The organism is Lactobacillus psittaci DSM 15354 (assembly GCF_000425905.1).
GTDB lineage: Bacteria > Bacillota > Bacilli > Lactobacillales > Lactobacillaceae > Lactobacillus > Lactobacillus psittaci.
Genome location: NZ_AUEI01000004.1, coordinates 48818 through 66386 on the forward strand (window position 1 = coordinate 48818; position 17569 = coordinate 66386).

Below are 17569 nucleotides of genomic sequence, written 5' to 3' on the forward strand. Positions count from 1 at the left end.
ATGTAATGGCTTTCTGCAATAGCTTACATCATTGATAAATTAGCATTTAATAATTGTTAAACGCTTGACATTTGATAGGGATTGTAATGTAAAATAAAGATGCAAAATTAAAAATAAGGAGCTTTACTATGGAATGGTCAACTGAAAAGCGTTACTTGCCTTATGAAAAATGGTCTGCTAAAGAGCTTTTAGAACTTCAAGCACAAGCAAGTAATTCACCCTACCAATTGCATTATCATATTCGGCCAAAGAGTGGTTTAATGAATGATCCAAATGGATTTTCATACTTTAATAATGAATGGCATGTTTTTTACCAATCATATCCATTTGGACCAGTCCATGGATTAAAATCATGGGCACATTGCGTCTCAAAAGATTTAGTTCACTGGAAAGATTTGGGTACTGCAATTTATCCAGATACTGCTTTAGATAGTCACGGAGCATATTCAGGTTCTGCCAAAGTAATTGGCGATAAACTTTTCTTAATGTATACCGGCAATGCCCGCGATGAAAACTGGATCCGTCATCCGCATCAAATGGGTGCATTTATGGACGCTGCTAATAAAATTGAAAAATTGCCTAAGTCATTAATTGAGCAACCAAAACATACCACTGACCATTTTCGCGATCCGCAAATTCTTGAGCATAATGGTAAGTTTTACTGTATTATTGGTGCACAAGATAAAGCTACCAAAACTGGAAAGATTTCTCTATTTGAAGCAGAAACTGTTTCTGGGCCATGGAAAGATCTAGGTTATGTAGATTTTTCAAAAGATGATATGGGCTATATGATTGAGTGCCCTAACCTGGTCTTTATTGATGAAAAGCCAATTTTAATTTTCTGCCCACAAGGTATGGATAAAGATGTAGTAAATTATAGAAATATTTATCCTAATATGTACCTTATTGGCGAAAAATTTGATTTTGAAACTGGAAAATTTACTAGCAATTCTCAAATTAAGAACTTGGATGAAGGCTTCGATGTCTATGCTACCCAGCCGTTCAATGCTCCTGATGGTAAGGTCTATGCCCTCAGCTGGATTGGCTTACCAGATTTAACTTATCCAACCGATGCTGAAAACTGGTCTGGCTGCTACAGTCAAGTTAAGGAATTAAGCTTAAAAAATGGTAAATTAATCCAAAAGCCAGTTCCTGCTACCACCAATTTACGCGGAGAAGCTGTTGAATTTACTGGTGAAATGACAACCAAGAATCAATTTGAACTTAAGCTTCAAATAGCTGCCGGACAAGATGCAGTTTTAAAAATTGCAGCAAATGACGAAAATACTGAATGTTTAAAATTACATATAGACACTAAAACAGGTAAATTAATTTTAGACCGTAAAAATAGTGGCTTAGCTGTTAATGAAAAATATGGTACTGAGAGAGCCATCGCTATTGCAAAGAATTCAGCAGTTGATTTAGATATTTTTGTAGATCACTCATTAATTGAAGTATTTGTTAATGGTGGTGAAAATGTACTTACTGGTCGCTTCTTCCCTAAGGGCGGTAGTAACAAGCTTGTCTTAGATCGAGACATTAACTTTAAAGCTAAATATTGGGAAATGGCCGATATCTAATGCCTGTTAAACTAACTGATGTTGCTAAATTGGCAAACGTCTCACCTACAACAGTCTCTAGGGTTATCAATAATTATGGCTATATTAGCGAAAAGACTAGAAAAAAAGTCTTCGATGCAATGAATAAGCTTAATTATCAACCCAACTCCCTCGCCCGCTCTCTGCAAGGGAAAAAGACTCAGTTAGTTGGTGCGATTGTTCCAAGTTTAACCAATCCTTTTTTCGCTGAATTAGTGAGTCGCATTGAAGAAATTTTAAATCAAAAAAATTATAAATTGATTCTTTGTAATGCTGCCCAAGATTCAAGCCAAAAAGAGCGAGCATATTTGAATATGCTAAAAGCTAACCAAGTTGACGGGATAATTTCAGGAACACATAATTTGGATATTACTCAATACCAAGAAGCTGGTTTACCTATTGTTTCATTTGACCGTAACTTATGCCCTGATGTACCAGTTGTTAGTTCAGATAATTATCAAGGTGGCTGGATAGCAACTTCAAACCTGATTAACTCTGGCTGTGAAAAAATTGCCTTTTTTGGCAATATTAAGGGTTCAAATAATCCAACAGATTTAAGGTTAAAAGGCTATCAAGATGCAATAAAATCACATGATTTAAATCAAATTTTAGTTCCAATGAATTTTTTCGAATCAGCTAACCTGAAAAAAATGACTTTTCAAAAATTATTGACCTCACATCGCATTGATGGTGCCTTCTTCACTGATGACCTTTCAGCAAATTTATTTTGGCAATATATAAGGTTGAATCATTTTCAAAATTGTAATCAGATTAAAATTGTTGGTTATGATGGGACTTCAATTATGCGACAATTAAATCCAAACTTATCGACTATTATTCAACCAATTGATGAAATTGCCAAATTACTCGTTGACTTATTACTAAAAAGAATCAATCATGAAGAAATTTCGGAAATGAATTATGTATTACCAGTTACATTTTTTAAAGGCGATTCAATATAAGTTAAAAGCACTTTGTAAACAAAGTGCTTTTATTATTTATACATTATAATTTTAAAATCTCTTGTATTAATATTTTAATTTTGATATAATCAAGCTAAATAAGTTAGAGGAGGGATTAACATGATTCTTTTCATTTACAGTCGTTAGTTAAAATAGTTGTTTTTAAATAATGGAAACGAGGTTGAAAGCTCATGGTAAAATTACGTTAATAATAAAACTCTCTTATAATTAGTATGACTATCCAAATAACGAGGTAATTTCAATGAGTAAGAATAAGAAATTAAACTTCAACCCAAGTAAAACGAAAAGTCATGTTAAGTTGGCATTAAAAACATATGCTGGCAAAAAAAGAAAAACTATTAAAAGACTTAATATCCCAAAATGATATTTAGCTTATTAAACACAAAAGGGCACTCAAATGAGTGCCCTTTTTATTTTCTTATATATTCCTTCTGAATAGCTAAATAATAAAGTTTATTATCTTTCATCATTAGTGGATACAAAATAAATGAAATAACATAAACAATTAAGTTACCGAAGACAAACTTTAGAACAGCAAGAGAAACATATAAAATAATTTTTACGTAATTTTTATTTATAACTGCATCTTTAGCTCTTTGCTTCAATTCGTTATTGGTTGTTAAATAATGAACAATATACCCGACCTTCGTTATGGAGTATGGTGCTTCAACAAACATAGTTCCTTCAACAATTCGCTCAGGTGCATTTTCATATGCCTTCTGTGAGTCACTGACTAAATGGTTATATGTATCTAAAACCTTACGACCAGTATTTTTTGCAAATTTAGAGCGTTCACCAAATAAAGCTAATCTTATCCAAGGATAAGTAAATAAATCTGCAGCCCAAATAAATAGTGGGAAAATTTGTGGGAAAAATATCCCTACTTTTTCATAAATTGTTGCTTGATTCATATGATCATACATAGCCCAAAGGGTAAAAAAACCTAGAACTATTGTATAAATAAGTCCTAATGAAAAAACATAATACGTCCACTTTAAGGCAAATACCTTTTTAAACATACCTTTCTTCCCTCCAAAGAAATTAAATGCAACATCTAAAAAAGCAGCTCATTCGAGCTGCTTTTTTTAACGTGAGATTAACGACGAACTTCACGAATTCTTGCTGCCTTACCGTGTAAGTTACGTAAGTAGTAAAGCTTAGCACGACGTACGCGACCTTGACGTACAACTTCTACCTTAGCAACACGTGGGTCGTTAACTGGGAAAGTACGTTCAACGCCGACACCAGAAGCAATCTTACGAACAGTGTAAGTAGCACTGATTCCAGTACCCTTCTTCTTGATTACAACGCCTTCGAAAAGTTGGATACGTTCGTGAGTACCTTCAACAACACGTACGTGAACACGGATAGTGTCACCTGCACGGAAAGTAGGAATATCGTCACGAAGTTGTTCCTTAGTCAATTCTTGAATTAATGGATCCATAATATCTTCTCCTTCTACGGTATTCATCAACAAACCTTTTGCCAGCGGAATACCCATAACTTTATGTGGCTACTTGCCACTCTTAATATCATACCAACTCTAAACTTGATTATCAAGCTCGGATTTTATTTCTGCTAATAATTTAGCTTCTTCTGCAGAAAAATCACGATTTTCTAACATATCTGGGCGATTAATCAAAGTGTTTCTAAGGGCTTCTTTTAATCGCCACTCAGCAATTTTCCCATGATTTCCGCTCATCAATACGTCAGGGACTTTCATCCCTTCAAAATCTGCTGGACGAGTATATTGCGGATATTCTAAAAGCCCATGAGAAAAACTTTCCTCAACTGGAGAAGCAGAATTACCCAGAACACCTGGTAAAAGTCTAACAGTAGCATCAATCATACTCATCGTTGGTAATTCACCACCAGTTAAAACATAATCTCCAATCGAAACAACTTCATCTGCCATTTCATAGACTCTTTGATCAAAACCTTCATAGTGCCCACAAATAAATGTCAATTCTGATTCTTCATTTGCCCAGCGCTGAGCCATTTGCTGATTAAAAGTTTTTCCTTGTGGAGCTGTAATAATTACTTTTCCCTTACTTTCAAGTGAATCAAGGGCCTTTTTAATTGGCATAATTTGTAGCACCATGCCAGCTCCGCCTCCATATGGAGTATCATCAACGTGATGGTGAACATCTGTCGTAAAATCTCGGAAATTTACCAAATTTAAATTCCATTTTTGATCTTCTAAAGCTCGTCCTAACATTGAAACTTGAAGAGGAGCAAACATATCAGGGAAAAGAGTTAAGACATTAATCTTCATCGCGTAACCCCTCCATTAGTTCAACTCTGACCTCGCCTTTATCCAAATTTACGTCCTTTACAAAAGCTGGGACATAAGGTAACCAAAATGGTTTTCCCTTTTGAGGAGTTACTTGCCAAATATCATTAGCTCCTGGAGATTCAACGTCTGTTATTTGGCCAATTTTTTCACCAGTCAGATTGTCTAAAACTGTTAATCCCAGAATCTGATGGTAATAATATTGACCTTCAGGTAATTCTGGTTGATTTTCTTCACTAATGACCAAAGTCTTTCCAAATAACTTTTCTGCCTCATTGATATCTGCAATTTCAGCAAAAGTTACGAGCCAAAACTGCTTAAAAGGACGGCCACTTTTGACAGTTAATTGTTGTTTAGTTTCTTTTATTTCTAATTTAGTTCCCGCAGAAAATCGCTCTTCAGGGAAATCAGTTATAACCTTTACTTTAACTTCGCCTTTAAGTCCATGACTGGTCAAAATTTGGGCTACATCATAATATTGCATTAAAAATCCTCATTCTACCTAATAAAAAAAGTTTGAAGCCTTCACTTCAAACTTTCTAAGTAAACTTAATTACTTGTTGTATTTTGCATCGTGCAACTTTTGCATTAAGCCGGCACCTGAAAGAAGTGATCTAACAGTGTCTGATGGTTGTGCACCCTTTTGAAGCCATTCAAAAACTTTTTCTTCGTTAAGCTTCAATTCCTTAGGTTGTGAAACTGGGTTGTAGTAACCTACTTCTTCAATAAAACGACCATCACGTGGAGCTCTTGAGTCAGCAACTACGATACGGTAGAAAGGCTTTCTCTTAGAACCCATACGACGCATACGAATTTTAACTGCCATAATTTGAATTCCTCCTAATTAATTAACGGTATTAATAATATCATGCTTTCTTTTAAGTGTAAAGTATTTTTACTTAACAGTTTTAAAAATTATGACTTAAATCGGCGCAACTTCTTCATGCGCTTCTTCTTGCCCTTCTTAAATTGCTTGCCCATACGACGCATTGCAGCTTGAGCCATTGGTGAATCCATTCCTGGAAGTCCTGCCAAAGCCTTGGTATTACCACTAGTAATCTTTTGCATCATTTCTTTTGATTGCTTAAATTGCTTAATCATGCGGTTAACTTCCATAATTGGACGACCAGAACCTGCTGCAATTCTGCGTCTTCTTGAAGGCTTAAGCAAGTCTGGGTCTTGGCGTTCTGCTTCAGTCATTGAGTAAACAATAGCCTTTGTGTGGGCAATTTGCTTTTCATCAATAGAAAAGTTCTTTAATTGCGGATTATTAGCCATCCCTGGTAACATCTTCATAATTTGATCAAGTGGCCCCATCTTTTGAACTTGCTCTAATTGATCAATGAAGTCGTTAAAGTCAAAGGTGTTTTCCCGCATCTTTTGGGCAACTTTTTCAGCTTCTTTGGCATCATAATCTCTTTGGGCCTTTTCAATTAAGGTTAAAACATCCCCCATACCCAAAATTCTTGATGCCATTCTATCTGGGTAAAATCCTTCAAGTTCAGATAATTTTTCACCTTGACCAGTAAAGAGAATTGGCTTGCCAGTAACCGCTCTAATTGAAAGTGCAGCACCACCACGAGTATCACCATCGAGCTTAGTTAAAATAACCCCAGTAACATCAAGGCGCTTGTCAAAAGTTTCTGCAACTTGTGCACCAACTTGACCAGTCATTGCATCAACAACTAAGACGATATTATCAGGCTTGGCAACTGCTTTAACGCGCTCTAATTCTTCCATTAAAGCTTCATCAATTTCAAGTCGACCAGCGGTATCGATCAAAACATAATCATTCTTAGCTTCTTTTGCTTGAGCCAAACCATCTGCCACAATCTTTGCAACATCTTTTTCATCTTCGCTAAAGACAGGGACAGATAACTGATCACCAATTTGCTTTAACTGATCGATTGCGGCTGGACGATAAATATCACCAGCAATTAATAATGGACGAGCCTTTTCAGTATCCATCAAATACTTGGCCAATTTACCAACGGTCGTGGTTTTACCAGTACCTTGTAAACCAACCATCATGATAATCGTAGGAATATGGGGAGCCTTATTTAACTTAGCAGCTTCTTCCCCCATCATCTTAGTTAATTCGTCATTAACAATCTTGATAATCTGTTGACCGGGAGTTAAACTACCTTGAACTTCTTGGCCTAGAGCTCTTTCCTTAATCTTTTTAATGAAGTCTTTAACAACTTTAAAATTAACGTCAGCTTCAAGTAAGGCAAGGCGAATTTCACGACTTGCGGCGTTAATGTCAGCTTCACTAACCTTACCCTTACCGGTTAAATTTTTTAATGCTTTTTGAATTCGTTCACTTAAGTTTTCAAAAGCCATCTAATTATTCTCCTCTAATTAATTTTATTAACTTAGTTAAGTTATCGCGGCTTGCTTCAGGATCACTAGCTAGCTGCTTTAAAGCCTCACTAGCTAATTGATCCATTTGCAAGTAGTCACGTTTAAGGTGAAGCTTTTTTTCATAGTTTTCCAAACTCTTACTTGATCTACGTAAGTTATCATAAACAGCTTGCCGAGAAACACCATGATTATCAGCAATTTCACCTAATGATAAATCATCATAATAATAATCTTCAAAATAGGCCTGTTGCCCTTTCGTTAATAGTTGGCCGTAAAATGAATATAAGTCAGCCAACTCTTCGTTTTTTATCAGTTCCATTTACTTCACCAATTCATAGTATACCAAAACAAAAAGCTACACTCCATGGTGTAGCTTAATTCATAATGACTTACTTAATAAAGAAATATAATCCTAAAAATAGAATAATATCCCAAAACATTTGTAGATATACTAGATACATTTTCTTTTTAGCTGCTTGACCTAATAAATAGTAGCTAGGGATAATTAAGAAAAGCACAAACAAAATTGCTATAGTTAAGTTGGCTTGTGAAACTCGCAATATCAAAAGAGCAAGTAAAAGCATGTTGACTAAATGACCAATTTGATATTGATTAATTTTCATAATCTTCCCTACTTTTCCTTTAGTAAGGCCTTGTATCTCCTACTTAAATTATACTAAACTTCCACTAAAAAAGCTTTCAAATTGATTATCACAAAGAAAATCCATGAATAAATATAATGCTAAAATAAAAGTAGTTAATAAATGGAAGAAGAAACTGATATGAATAAAGATATTAACTTAATTGGTGGTCATTTATCAATTGACCAATTAAATGCAATTTTTAAAACAATTCCCCAAGAATTCGATGTTTTAGACGAAAATGATACCGTTGTTTGGTCTTCAATGAATACTAATCGCATCTTTCCAAGAACCGAAGCAGATATTGGAAAATCTGTTTTTGAAGTTCATCCTGGTCATTCACAAAAGGCTGTTAAAGCCGTGCTTAAGCAAATGCACGATGGCAAGAGAAAGTCACTTTCAATTAATATCACCAAAAATAAAATGCCAATTAACATTTCTTTTTATAGCTTACATAATGAAGCAGGAAAATATATTGGCTGCGTTGAAGTTACCCAAGCTGTAAAAGATTATCAAGTTAAAGGGAGCAAGTGGCATAATTTGATTCAGCTATTTTTTCATAGATAATTTTTTACAATTGAATTATCACGTGCAACACTTGTGCAACAAAAATAAAATCATTAATATCAAAAAAGGCGTAAGATCAAGCTTTCAAGCTTGTCTACGCCTTCTATTAATTATAGGTTTTTATCCATGTTGAAGGTTAACTTACTCATATTAATACTTTCAGTTAACATCTTGCCCCATAACTTTTCAGTTTGTTCACGAGTATAACGAACAGTTTCTTGATTTTCTTTAGTCAAGAATTCTGTTAGTTCTTCACCCTTCAAATCGCCAGCCTTAGCAACAACTTCTTCAATTCTTGCTCTAAAGTAACGACGCATTTCAATTAGATAATCGGTATCAAATTGAACAAATTGTGGGTAATGACTTTCAACAGTTGCCGCTACTGCCTTGTAGAACCACCAGGCATCTTTTTGATTGAAAGTTAAGCTAGTATTCTTAAAACTTTCTTCAGTATCATTCATATTGGCAAAGAATGGAATAAATGGTGTAAAGGTTGGGCCACCAATACATAACCAGTAAATAGCCGCCTTATCTTCTGGCAAGTCATTTCTAATTTGCAAGATGTGAGCATTTTGAGTTCTGTTTAAACCAATTGGACGGTAGCGATGCTTTTCTTCATCAGTACCCTTGCCATATGGATCAAATGGAGTTTCTTGATAGTGACTACCTAAAACAAAAGTAATATCATCAGGATTAATTAATTTTTCTGCTTTGCGGATAAATGGTAAATCACCATCTTCTGGATCTTGTTCAATACTTGGATTGAAGTATCTTTGAGCATACCAAACACGACTAGTGTTGTAGTGACGATCTTTTTCATTGTAAGTACCAAAAATGTGACGGAAGTTAAAACCTTCTCGATCAACATTCAAGTGGTGCTTTTCAACGAATTCTTGGATTCCTTCACTCCACATAAAGTTATCAGAATCATTAAAGTCAACTTGTTCAATTGAAACTCGGTTTGCAGCAACTGCATAGCAATCATCGGGAATTCTTTGAGCTACCCAATGGTGACCAGTAACAATTTCCATGTACCAAACTTCATCCTTGTCACCAAACAAAACTGAGTTTCCAGCAGCAGAACCATACTTCTTAATTAATTCACCCAATAATTTAACACCATCACGGGCTGAGTCAATATAAGGTGCTACCACATTTTGCATACAGTCTTCATCAAGACCATCAACTACCAATGGATCAAAAGCTAAAGTTCTTTCGTTACCATAAGTTGATTCAGTACAAGACATCGCAACATTCTTTTCGTTAATGCCACTTTCTTCATAGTAACCCAAGTTCTTGTAGTCTACATTTGGCACAGCTTGAGTTCTGTAGGCCCAATCTGGTAAGTCCATTTCAAACTTGTTGAGCCACGACTTAATATGACGTCCCTTTTCACCCTTAACAGCAGGCTTAACCACAAACTTTTGTGGTGTAATTGGCAAAAAAGTATCATCATTTCTAGCAATCATAGTTGAACCATCAATTGATGCCTTTTTACCAACTAAAATAGTTGTACATGCACTTAATTCTTTCATCTTTTTCTCCTTATACAATTCCGTGGAATAAACCAACAGCATAACTAGCTGCATCAAAATCAGCCAAATCTTCAGCTTTTTCACCAAGACCAACTAACTTAACAGGCAATTTCATTTCATTTCTAATTGCTAAAATTACCCCACCCTTTGAAGAACCATCTAACTTAGTTAAAACAAGTCCAGTAAGCTTGGTTGTCTTGTCAAAGTCTTTGGCTTGAAGTAATGCATTTTGTCCAGTTGAACCATCTAATACTAATAAGGTTTCGCAAGGTTGATCTGGAACTAACTTTTTAATTGTCCGCTCAATTTTTTCAAGCTCTTTCATCAAGTTTTGTTTATTTTGAAGCCGGCCAGCAGTATCAACTAAAACATAATCAGCATCCTCTTCTAAACCATGTTTGACACCATCATAAACTACACTTGCTGGATCAGCTTGAACAGGGCCTGTTACAACTTCAGTTTCAGTCCGTTTGCCCCATTCTTTAAGTTGTTCAACAGCACCAGCTCTAAAGGTATCAGCTGCAACTAACACAACCTTTTTGCCTTCTTGCTTGAATCTTTGAGCTAACTTACCAATGGTTGTTGTTTTACCAGCGCCATTAACTCCAACAAAAAGATAAACATTAGTCTTTCCTTCGTTATAAGTTAACTTTTCAGCCGCAGCATCCCCATTTTGATCATAAATTTCAACAAGTTTTTGAACAATTAATTTTTTGAGTTCATCGTGACTCTTGGCATTTTGCAATTTTGCTTCGTCTTTTAGTTGATCAATTAATTCTTCACTAGTTTCAAAGCCAACATCAGATTCAATTAGCAAATCTTCTAATTCGTCAAAGAAATCTTCATCAACACTTCTAAATTGGGCAAAGAAGGCATTAAGTCTAGCACCAAAGCCTTGATTTGTTTTCTTTAGGCCATTGTCATAAAGTTCTTGCTTCTTACTTTCGCTAGATTCTGCTTCAGGTTCTATTTCTTCGCCTTTTTCTTCTTCTGAGCTACTATCTTCAACTTCTTGACTAACAGCAGTATCTACTGGTTCAGCTTCTGGCTTTGATTCAGCAACTTCTTCAGAATCAGTTTGCTCTTCTTTGCTAGAACTTACTTCAGGCTCATTTTTTACCTCTTCAGAAGCTGAACTTTCATTTTCAGCTTCTGAAGCATCAGCATTAGTTTCAACTTCTGCCGCTTTATTTTCTTCTGACTCTACTTCACTAGTTTCTTCAGTAACTTCTGCTTTTTCCTCTTCTAGCTTAGAAGTAGCCTGTTCAGCTTTTTCTTCATTATTACCAAATAAAGTTTTCTTGATTTTGTCAAATAATCCCATTAACTCACCTCATCCTTTATTTCTTTTAATGATACCGACAATACTTGAGAAACGCCAGATTCTTGCATAACCACTCCATAAAGTTGGTCTGCTTTTTCCATCGTTCCTCGTCTATGAGTAATCACAATAAATTGCGTATGCATATCATAATGATGTAAAAACTTGGCGAAACGCGTTACGTTAGCATCATCAAGAGCAGCCTCAACTTCGTCGAGGATACAAAATGGTACTGGATTTACTTGCAAAATTGCAAAAAGCAAAGTTATCGCCGTTAAGGCCCTTTCTCCCCCTGATAAAAGTGACAAGCGTTGCAATTTCTTACCAGGTGGCTGAGCAATAATTTCAATTCCAGTTTCTAGCAAGTTATCACTGTCTGTTAAGACTAACTTAGCGTTTCCTCCACCAAAAACAACCGGAAAGATTTGGCTAAAACTCTTAGCAATTTTTTCAAAGCTAGACTTAAAGCGGCGTTTAACTTCTTCATCAAGACTAGTCATTGACTTCTCAATATCTTCTTTTGCCTTTAATAAATCATCTTGTTGCTTAGTCAAAAAGTCATAACGCTGTTTAACTTCATCATATTCAGCAATTGCTGACAAGTTAACTGGACCAATATCATCTAAACTCATTTGATGAAGTTTAACTTGCTTTTTCAGTTTTGCCTGATTTTCAGCTGTATTTTCAAGTTTTGATTGTTTTAAAGCTAATTCATAGCTGAGTTGATATTCATCACGTAATTTATCTAGATTTTGCTTCATTTTTGTTTTTACTTGAGCAAGTTCAATTGAATATTGTTCTTGTTCACTAGCAGCATCTTTACGCAAATCATAATTTCTAGTAAAAGTAGCATCAAGTTGGCTAATTTGAGCATCTAATTGACCTAGTTTGGCACTTAAAGCCTTCATTTGCTCTTGGACCTGCTCTTTTTGACTAGTCAATTTTTCAACTTCTGCTTTGGCTTCTTTACGCTGACTTTCAGATAATTCAGCGCTTGAACTTAAATTAGCTAATTTAGTTTCTAAGTTCTTAGTTTGCGTTTGATTTAGCTTAATTTGACTATCAGCTTCTGCAAGTTTTGATTCTAAGTTAGCTTTTTTCGTCTTCAAAACTGCAAGTTGCGGATTCAAATCACTAAGTTTGGCTTGGACTTCTTTATTCAAGTTATCAAAATCAGCAATTTGTCGCTTCTTTTCACTAATTTCTTCTTTTTTCTTTGCAAGCTCATCAGTCAAACTAGTTTGCTTGCTCTTTTTGGTGGCAAGCTCAGCTTGAAGATTAAGGATTTCTTTAGCTTTTTCATCAACCCGGGCTTGATACATCTTTTGAGCGTCACGATAGCGTTTAACTTCTTGCTCTTTATTTTGATAACTAATTGCTAAACTGGTGACATCTTGGCTTACTGCCTGCAATTTATTATTTTGTTCTGTAAAGTTATCTTGGCAAGTTGTCAATTCAGTTTGTAAATCAACAATAGCTGCCTTAATTTGGTCAACTTTTGCTTGGTCTGCTTCTAATATCTTACTTAATTTTGAAATCTCACTTGCAATTTGAAGTGGAGAATTATTTTTTTGATTCTTAGCCCCACCTGACATTGAACCACCTGGTGAAATTACGTCACCATCAAGAGTTACAACTCGGTAGCGGTAAACTCTTGAGTTAATTTTCATGGCATTGTCAATTGTATCAGCGATAATAACAGAACCAAGCAAGTAATCGACTGCATTGGTGATATCTTCGGGTGTTTTAGTTTGAACTAAATCAGCGGCTACACCAATAAAGCCAGGCATTGCCTTCAAAGTTGTCACAGTTGATGCTGGTATTTTGTTAACTCGTAATCCATCTAGTGGCAAGAACGTTGCACGACCACTTCTTCTTTGCTTTAAGGTCATAATTGCATTTCGAGCATCAGCTTTTGTTTTAGTTACTAAATCTTGAACGCCACCACCTAATGCTGTTGTCAATGCTGCTTCTAGTTCTGCTGGGAATTGCAATAATTCACCAACTACCCCAATAACGCCAGGATAATCATTAAGGTTGTTCAAGATATTTCTAACGCCATAGTAATAACCCTCATGACGTTTTTGAATATTGGCTAAAGCTTCTTTTTTAGCCTTAATGGCTTGAACGTGCTGACTTGCAGTTTGTAAGTCGGTATTTTGAAGTTTAACCTTGGCAGTTAAATCTGCTAAACGCTCCTTTAAAGCATTGACTTTTGCTTCAAGATTTTTACGTTCACTGTTAGCAGCTTTACCTTGCTCTTGTAACTCCTTTAATTCAGCTTCACCTTTTGCCAAATCTTTTGAAACGTTATCTAGCTCTGGATTACTAGTATTTTGCAGACGCTTTAATTCATTATTAAGGTGAACTAAATCATTATTATTGGTTGTTTCAGCTTGCAAGCCTTCAATGTATTCATTTCTTAAATCTTCAAGCTCTTTACTTAAAGTTTCAGGATCTACATTTAAGGTCTGCATCAACTGCTTCTTAGTTGAAATCAGTGAATCATATTCTTTTGAAAGCTGATCCTGCTCTTTTTTAATAGCTTTAGTATGCTCTGTTAGCTTAACTAAACTAATTTTAAGCTCGCTTAGCTGATCTTGGTATTCTTTCTTAGTTGCATCATTATATTGATCAGATTGTTCCGCAACTTGCAAATTAGTATTTAAATTAGAAATCTTTTGGGTTAATTGTAAGAGTTGCTCTTGCAGTTGCTCTTTTTCTTTATTTGCTTGATTTAGTTGATTTTTCTTTTGTGCCAGTTCACCTTGCGTTCTTTGCACTTCATTATCAAGCTTACTCAAAATATTCTGGCTTTTAGCAGACTTTTTGGTTAAATCTGCTCTTTTTAGTTCTAAATCTTCAATTTCAAAAGCTAGTAAGGTCTTTAAGGCTTCATCAAGGCCTCTTTTTTGGAATTTATATTCTTTGGCTAAACTGCTTTGTTCATGTAATGGCTCAACTCTACCCTTAAGTTCATTAACTAAATCATTAATTCTAATTAAATTATCAGTCGTCTTTTCTAGTTCATGCTGAGCAGTTTGCTTTTGTTCTTTGAAACGTAGAACACCAGCTGCTTCTTCAAAAATAAGACGACGATTCTCAGGTCGGGAATTTAAAATTTCATCAACCTTACCTTGGGAAATGATTGCCAAACTATCCTGTGAAATACCTGAATCCATGAATAACGCATGGACATCCTTTAAACGAACAGTCTGATTATTAATTAAATATTCACTGTCACCTGAACGTAAAATTCTCCGGGCAACTGTCACCCGATCAGCATCAACTTGAAGACTACGGTCCTTGTTATCAAAGCACATCTCAACTTCCGCATGATTCATCGGTGCCCGAAATTGGCTTCCCGCAAAAATTACGTCTTTCATGTTAGTACCACGTAAGGACTTGGCACTTGATTCACCCATTACCCAGCGAATTGCTTCGGTAATATTACTTTTACCACTACCATTTGGTCCAACGATACCAGTAATTCCTTTACCAAATTCAATTTTGGTCTTCTCAGCAAAAGATTTAAACCCAGTAAGGGTAAGTTCAGTTAATGGCACTGTTACACCTTATTCCTTTTCATATTTTGTTAAAGCAACCTTAGCTGCGACTTGCTCAGCTGCTTTTTTGTTGTGGCCTTCACCTTCAGATATTTTTTTATCTTCTACATATAAAGCAACTTTAAAATTAGATGGTTGCTTAGTTTCTTCAAGTACTTGATATTCTATCTTAATTGGACCATCAACTTGAAGCAATTCTTGCAAATCTGTCTTATAATCACGCGAGTCAGTAAACTCACCTGAATCAATTAATGGATAAACTGTCAGTTGTAAGAAACTTTCGACTGCTTCCATCCCTTGGTCTAAAAACAATGCTCCATTAAATGCTTCAAAAACATCTTCAAGCAAGGTTTTGCGTGAACGAGCTCCAATTTTTTCTTCGCCCTTACCTAGATTAATCTCATCCGGAAAGCCACATTCAATTGCAAAGACTGAAAAGCCTTCTGTCCGGACGATATTAGATCTCATCCGAGTTAACTGACCTTCATTTAATTCTGGAAAATGACGATATAAATAATCAGATACTGCTAACTCAAGGACTGCATCACCTAAAAACTCTAATTTTTCATAATCTCTATATTTATTATCACGGTGTTCATTTACATATGAAGAATGAGTAAAGGCTTCCTCTAGTAATCCTTCATTTTTAAAGGTAATACCATATTTTTCTTTTAGATTTTGTTTAAAACTTGTGCCTACCATCGATATTTTCCTTTCTAACCTTTTATTATACCTATTTTTGAAAGCACAAAAAAGCCCGGTTTTACCCGGACTTTTAAAATATTTTTTATTATTTTACAAATGCGACTTTGTACCATAAACTGTTACCACTTGATGGGTTCAAGTTAACATTAGTTAACTTACTGTTAACAGCTGTGATGCTGTAACCATTTGATACAGGAACAACATAAGCTTGGTCGTTCATGTACTTTTGCCACTTGTGGAAGGCCTTCACTCTGTATGCAGTGTTGAATGACTTTTGTGAGTCAATGTCATCTAACAACTTAGTGTTTTCTTTAGAAACAAATCTTGAGAAGTTAAATGGAGCAGTTTCACTGTATAAGTCAGCTGGTGAAGGTTCACTTGATAAGCTCCATGCACCGATGAACATATCAATATCTTTACTGTCATTTTGAACCTTGTCGTAGAATGAGTTAAATTCAATTAAACGACCAGTAGTTAACTTAACATTCAAGCCTAACTTCTTCCATTGTTGGATGTAGTTTTGAACGATAGTTTCTTGCACTGAACTACCGCTCATTGCAGCTAAATGAATAGTAAGCTTCTTACCGTTAGGTAAGGTTCTGTAAGTACCCTTCTTCTTGAAGCCTGCCTTGTCAAGAATTTCGTTACCCTTCTTAAGGTTGTATGAGTATGCATCAGCATTTGAGTTGTAGAACTTGCCGAATTGCTTAGGAATCAAAGTAGGAACTCTGAATGATAAGCCGTTCATGTAACGCTTGTATGCTTCATCAACATTCATGCCATAAGCAATAGCTTGACGTAATGCCTTGTTGTTCATCTTGGCATTCTTGTTCATGACATTCTTGCCAGTCTTTGAGTCATACTTACCAACTTTAAATCCTAAGTAGCTGTATGATAGTGGAACCTTGGCAATAAAGTTAACGTTCTTAGTATCCTTAACGTTCTTCCATTGTGAGTTAATTACACCAATCATGTCAAACTTGTGACTCTTGATTGCTTGACTGACTGCACTAGTACCAACAACAGTTGCCACAATCTTGTTAAGTTTTGGAGTTCCACGCCAGTAGTATGGGTTTCTCACCCAAGTTGCAGATTGACCACGAACAAGCTTTTGTAACTTGTAAGGACCAAAGAACAATGGGTGCTTACGAATCTTATCACTTGATTCTAAGTCTTTAAACTTAACATCTTTTAAGTAGTGGTATGGTGCTGCTGATTCCCAGAAGTAACCGTTACCTGATTGATACATACCTGGCTTCATTTCTTTGAAGTGAAGTACTACAGTATCGCCATTTTCACCCTTTGGCATTTCAATACCACTAATTGAACTAGCTTTGCCAGAGTGGTATTCAGCTAAGCCTTCAATGTTGGCAAGTGATGAAGTATAACGTTGTGACTTGGTATCCTTATTGGCAATGATTTCGTATGCGTATTCAATATCCTTGGCTACAACTTGCTTACCGTCTGACCATTTAACGCCTTTTTTAATTTTAATTGTAACAGTCTTAGCATTTTTATCTAATTTAAAGGTTGCTGGACCATTGTTATTAATCTTGTAATTATCATCAGTGTCAAACAATGATTCATTACCGAATTGCATAACATCTGAATCAGTTGCTGATGTTTCTAACTCATTACTGAAAATACCAGTAAATGGACTATCAGCTTCAATAGCGTAATTTAATGTACCACCTGACTTTGCAGCTTTAGTTGGTACAGCTGTTTTAAACTTTGTGGTGTTTTGTGAATTAGTATTTGATGACTTGCTTCCGCATGCAGTAAGAGTCAAGGCAACTCCTGCAAGTAATCCAAATGAACTTAATACTCTAGTTTTGTTCATATAATTCCCTCCATTTTTTCTCATAAGTAATGTTACTAAGTATATTATAAGTAAATAATTAAAAAGTCAATGGTATTTTATTATTTTTTTGTTTTTTATTAGTAAAGCTTAAAATTGCATATCTTTTTATACAAAAAAGCAAGCGCAAATGCGCTT

The 17569-nt window shown here is 35.3% G+C and carries 16 protein-coding genes; 3 read left to right on the forward strand and 13 right to left on the reverse strand.

All coding sequences use genetic code 11. The features are described from left to right. The first annotated feature begins 128 nt into the window (after positions 1-128). Both H628_RS0100215 and H628_RS0100220 read left to right on the forward strand, forming a co-directional pair. The gene (locus H628_RS0100215; protein WP_027824626.1) at positions 129-1580 is read left to right on the forward strand and encodes a sucrose-6-phosphate hydrolase; all 1452 of its coding nucleotides are present in this window, start codon (positions 129-131) and stop codon (positions 1578-1580) included. Beyond that, positions 1580-2560, forward strand: a complete 981-nt coding sequence (locus tag H628_RS0100220) for a LacI family DNA-binding transcriptional regulator (RefSeq protein WP_027824627.1) — start codon at positions 1580-1582, stop codon at positions 2558-2560. Before H628_RS0100215 ends, H628_RS0100220 begins: the two co-directional genes overlap by 1 nt. A 431-nt stretch (positions 2561-2991) precedes the next feature. On the opposite strand, the gene H628_RS0100230 is transcribed toward H628_RS0100220, so the two are convergent. The 8 genes from H628_RS0100230 to H628_RS0100265 all read right to left on the reverse strand — a co-directional run bounded on the left by H628_RS0100230 (position 2992) and on the right by H628_RS0100265 (position 7861). Beyond that, complete coding sequence (locus tag H628_RS0100230) at positions 2992-3600, reverse strand: hypothetical protein (RefSeq protein ID WP_027824628.1); 609 nt, start codon at positions 3598-3600, stop codon at positions 2992-2994. Positions 3601-3677: 77 nt separating this feature from the next. Continuing rightward, the gene (gene rplS, locus H628_RS0100235; RefSeq protein WP_027824629.1) at positions 3678-4025 is read right to left on the reverse strand and encodes a 50S ribosomal protein L19; all 348 of its coding nucleotides are present in this window, start codon (positions 4023-4025) and stop codon (positions 3678-3680) included. 99 nt (positions 4026-4124) lie between these two features. Continuing rightward, entirely contained in the window at positions 4125-4856 is a 732-nt protein-coding gene (gene trmD, locus H628_RS0100240) for a tRNA (guanosine(37)-N1)-methyltransferase TrmD (protein WP_027824630.1), read from the reverse strand. Continuing rightward, a complete protein-coding gene (rimM, locus tag H628_RS0100245; RefSeq protein WP_027824631.1) occupies positions 4846-5358 on the reverse strand; it encodes a ribosome maturation factor RimM in 513 nt (170 codons plus the stop codon). Before rimM ends, trmD begins: the two co-directional genes overlap by 11 nt. Positions 5359-5427: 69 nt before the next feature. Continuing rightward, a complete protein-coding gene (gene rpsP / locus H628_RS0100250) occupies positions 5428-5700 on the reverse strand; it encodes a 30S ribosomal protein S16 (RefSeq protein WP_027824632.1) in 273 nt (90 codons plus the stop codon). Between the two features lie 89 nt (positions 5701-5789). Beyond that, the gene (ffh, locus tag H628_RS0100255; protein WP_027824633.1) at positions 5790-7217 is read right to left on the reverse strand and encodes a signal recognition particle protein; all 1428 of its coding nucleotides are present in this window, start codon (positions 7215-7217) and stop codon (positions 5790-5792) included. Positions 7218-7221: 4 nt separating this feature from the next. Beyond that, complete coding sequence (ylxM, locus tag H628_RS0100260; RefSeq protein WP_027824634.1) at positions 7222-7557, reverse strand: YlxM family DNA-binding protein; 336 nt, start codon at positions 7555-7557, stop codon at positions 7222-7224. Positions 7558-7627: 70 nt separating this feature from the next. Further along, positions 7628-7861: a hypothetical protein gene (locus H628_RS0100265; RefSeq protein WP_027824635.1), complete on the reverse strand. Its 234-nt coding sequence runs from the start codon at positions 7859-7861 to the stop codon at positions 7628-7630. Positions 7862-8002: 141 nt separating this feature from the next. Between H628_RS0100265 and H628_RS0100270 the strand changes: the two genes are divergently transcribed. Beyond that, positions 8003-8446, forward strand: a complete 444-nt coding sequence (locus H628_RS0100270; RefSeq protein ID WP_034538053.1) for a PAS domain-containing protein — start codon at positions 8003-8005, stop codon at positions 8444-8446. Between the two features lie 110 nt (positions 8447-8556). On the opposite strand, the gene H628_RS0100275 is transcribed toward H628_RS0100270, so the two are convergent. From H628_RS0100275 to H628_RS0100295, 5 genes are all read right to left on the reverse strand, one after another. Continuing rightward, positions 8557-9981, reverse strand: coding sequence for a C69 family dipeptidase (locus H628_RS0100275; protein ID WP_006587909.1), 1425 nt, complete (start codon positions 9979-9981; stop codon positions 8557-8559). 10 nt (positions 9982-9991) lie between these two features. Continuing rightward, positions 9992-11305: a signal recognition particle-docking protein FtsY gene (gene ftsY / locus H628_RS0100280; protein ID WP_027824637.1), complete on the reverse strand. Its 1314-nt coding sequence runs from the start codon at positions 11303-11305 to the stop codon at positions 9992-9994. After that, positions 11305-14868 carry a chromosome segregation protein SMC gene (gene smc / locus H628_RS0100285; RefSeq protein ID WP_027824638.1) on the reverse strand — a complete coding sequence of 1188 codons (3564 nt, stop codon included), beginning with the start codon at positions 14866-14868 and terminating at the stop codon, positions 11305-11307. The genes ftsY and smc overlap by 1 nt, the downstream gene beginning before the upstream one ends. A gap of 9 nt (positions 14869-14877) precedes the next feature. Beyond that, positions 14878-15570, reverse strand: coding sequence for a ribonuclease III (gene rnc / locus H628_RS0100290; protein WP_027824639.1), 693 nt, complete (start codon positions 15568-15570; stop codon positions 14878-14880). Between the two features lie 88 nt (positions 15571-15658). Then, on the reverse strand, positions 15659-17413 hold the full coding sequence (locus H628_RS0100295) for an oligopeptide ABC transporter substrate-binding protein (protein ID WP_027824640.1): 1755 nt from the start codon (positions 17411-17413) through the stop codon (positions 15659-15661). Between the last annotated feature and the right edge of the window lie 156 nt (positions 17414-17569).

What these genes read in the sequence shown, in the direction of transcription:
- rpsP (WP_027824632.1), bottom strand. Translation starts at nt 5,700, where the DNA reads ATGGCAGTTAAAATTCGTATGCGTCGTATGGGTTCTAAGAGAAAGCCT.
- H628_RS0100275 (WP_006587909.1), bottom strand. Translation starts at nt 9,981, where the DNA reads ATGAAAGAATTAAGTGCATGTACAACTATTTTAGTTGGTAAAAAGGCA.
- ffh (WP_027824633.1), bottom strand. Translation starts at nt 7,217, where the DNA reads ATGGCTTTTGAAAACTTAAGTGAACGAATTCAAAAAGCATTAAAAAAT.
- H628_RS0100220 (WP_027824627.1), top strand. Translation starts at nt 1,580, where the DNA reads ATGCCTGTTAAACTAACTGATGTTGCTAAATTGGCAAACGTCTCACCT.
- H628_RS0100295 (WP_027824640.1), bottom strand. Translation starts at nt 17,413, where the DNA reads ATGAACAAAACTAGAGTATTAAGTTCATTTGGATTACTTGCAGGAGTT.
- H628_RS0100265 (WP_027824635.1), bottom strand. Translation starts at nt 7,861, where the DNA reads ATGAAAATTAATCAATATCAAATTGGTCATTTAGTCAACATGCTTTTA.
- ylxM (WP_027824634.1), bottom strand. Translation starts at nt 7,557, where the DNA reads ATGGAACTGATAAAAAACGAAGAGTTGGCTGACTTATATTCATTTTAC.
- H628_RS0100270 (WP_034538053.1), top strand. Translation starts at nt 8,003, where the DNA reads ATGGAAGAAGAAACTGATATGAATAAAGATATTAACTTAATTGGTGGT.
- rnc (WP_027824639.1), bottom strand. Translation starts at nt 15,570, where the DNA reads ATGGTAGGCACAAGTTTTAAACAAAATCTAAAAGAAAAATATGGTATT.
- rimM (WP_027824631.1), bottom strand. Translation starts at nt 5,358, where the DNA reads ATGCAATATTATGATGTAGCCCAAATTTTGACCAGTCATGGACTTAAA.
- trmD (WP_027824630.1), bottom strand. Translation starts at nt 4,856, where the DNA reads ATGAAGATTAATGTCTTAACTCTTTTCCCTGATATGTTTGCTCCTCTT.
- rplS (WP_027824629.1), bottom strand. Translation starts at nt 4,025, where the DNA reads ATGGATCCATTAATTCAAGAATTGACTAAGGAACAACTTCGTGACGAT.
- ftsY (WP_027824637.1), bottom strand. Translation starts at nt 11,305, where the DNA reads ATGGGATTATTTGACAAAATCAAGAAAACTTTATTTGGTAATAATGAA.
- H628_RS0100215 (WP_027824626.1), top strand. Translation starts at nt 129, where the DNA reads ATGGAATGGTCAACTGAAAAGCGTTACTTGCCTTATGAAAAATGGTCT.
- H628_RS0100230 (WP_027824628.1), bottom strand. Translation starts at nt 3,600, where the DNA reads ATGTTTAAAAAGGTATTTGCCTTAAAGTGGACGTATTATGTTTTTTCA.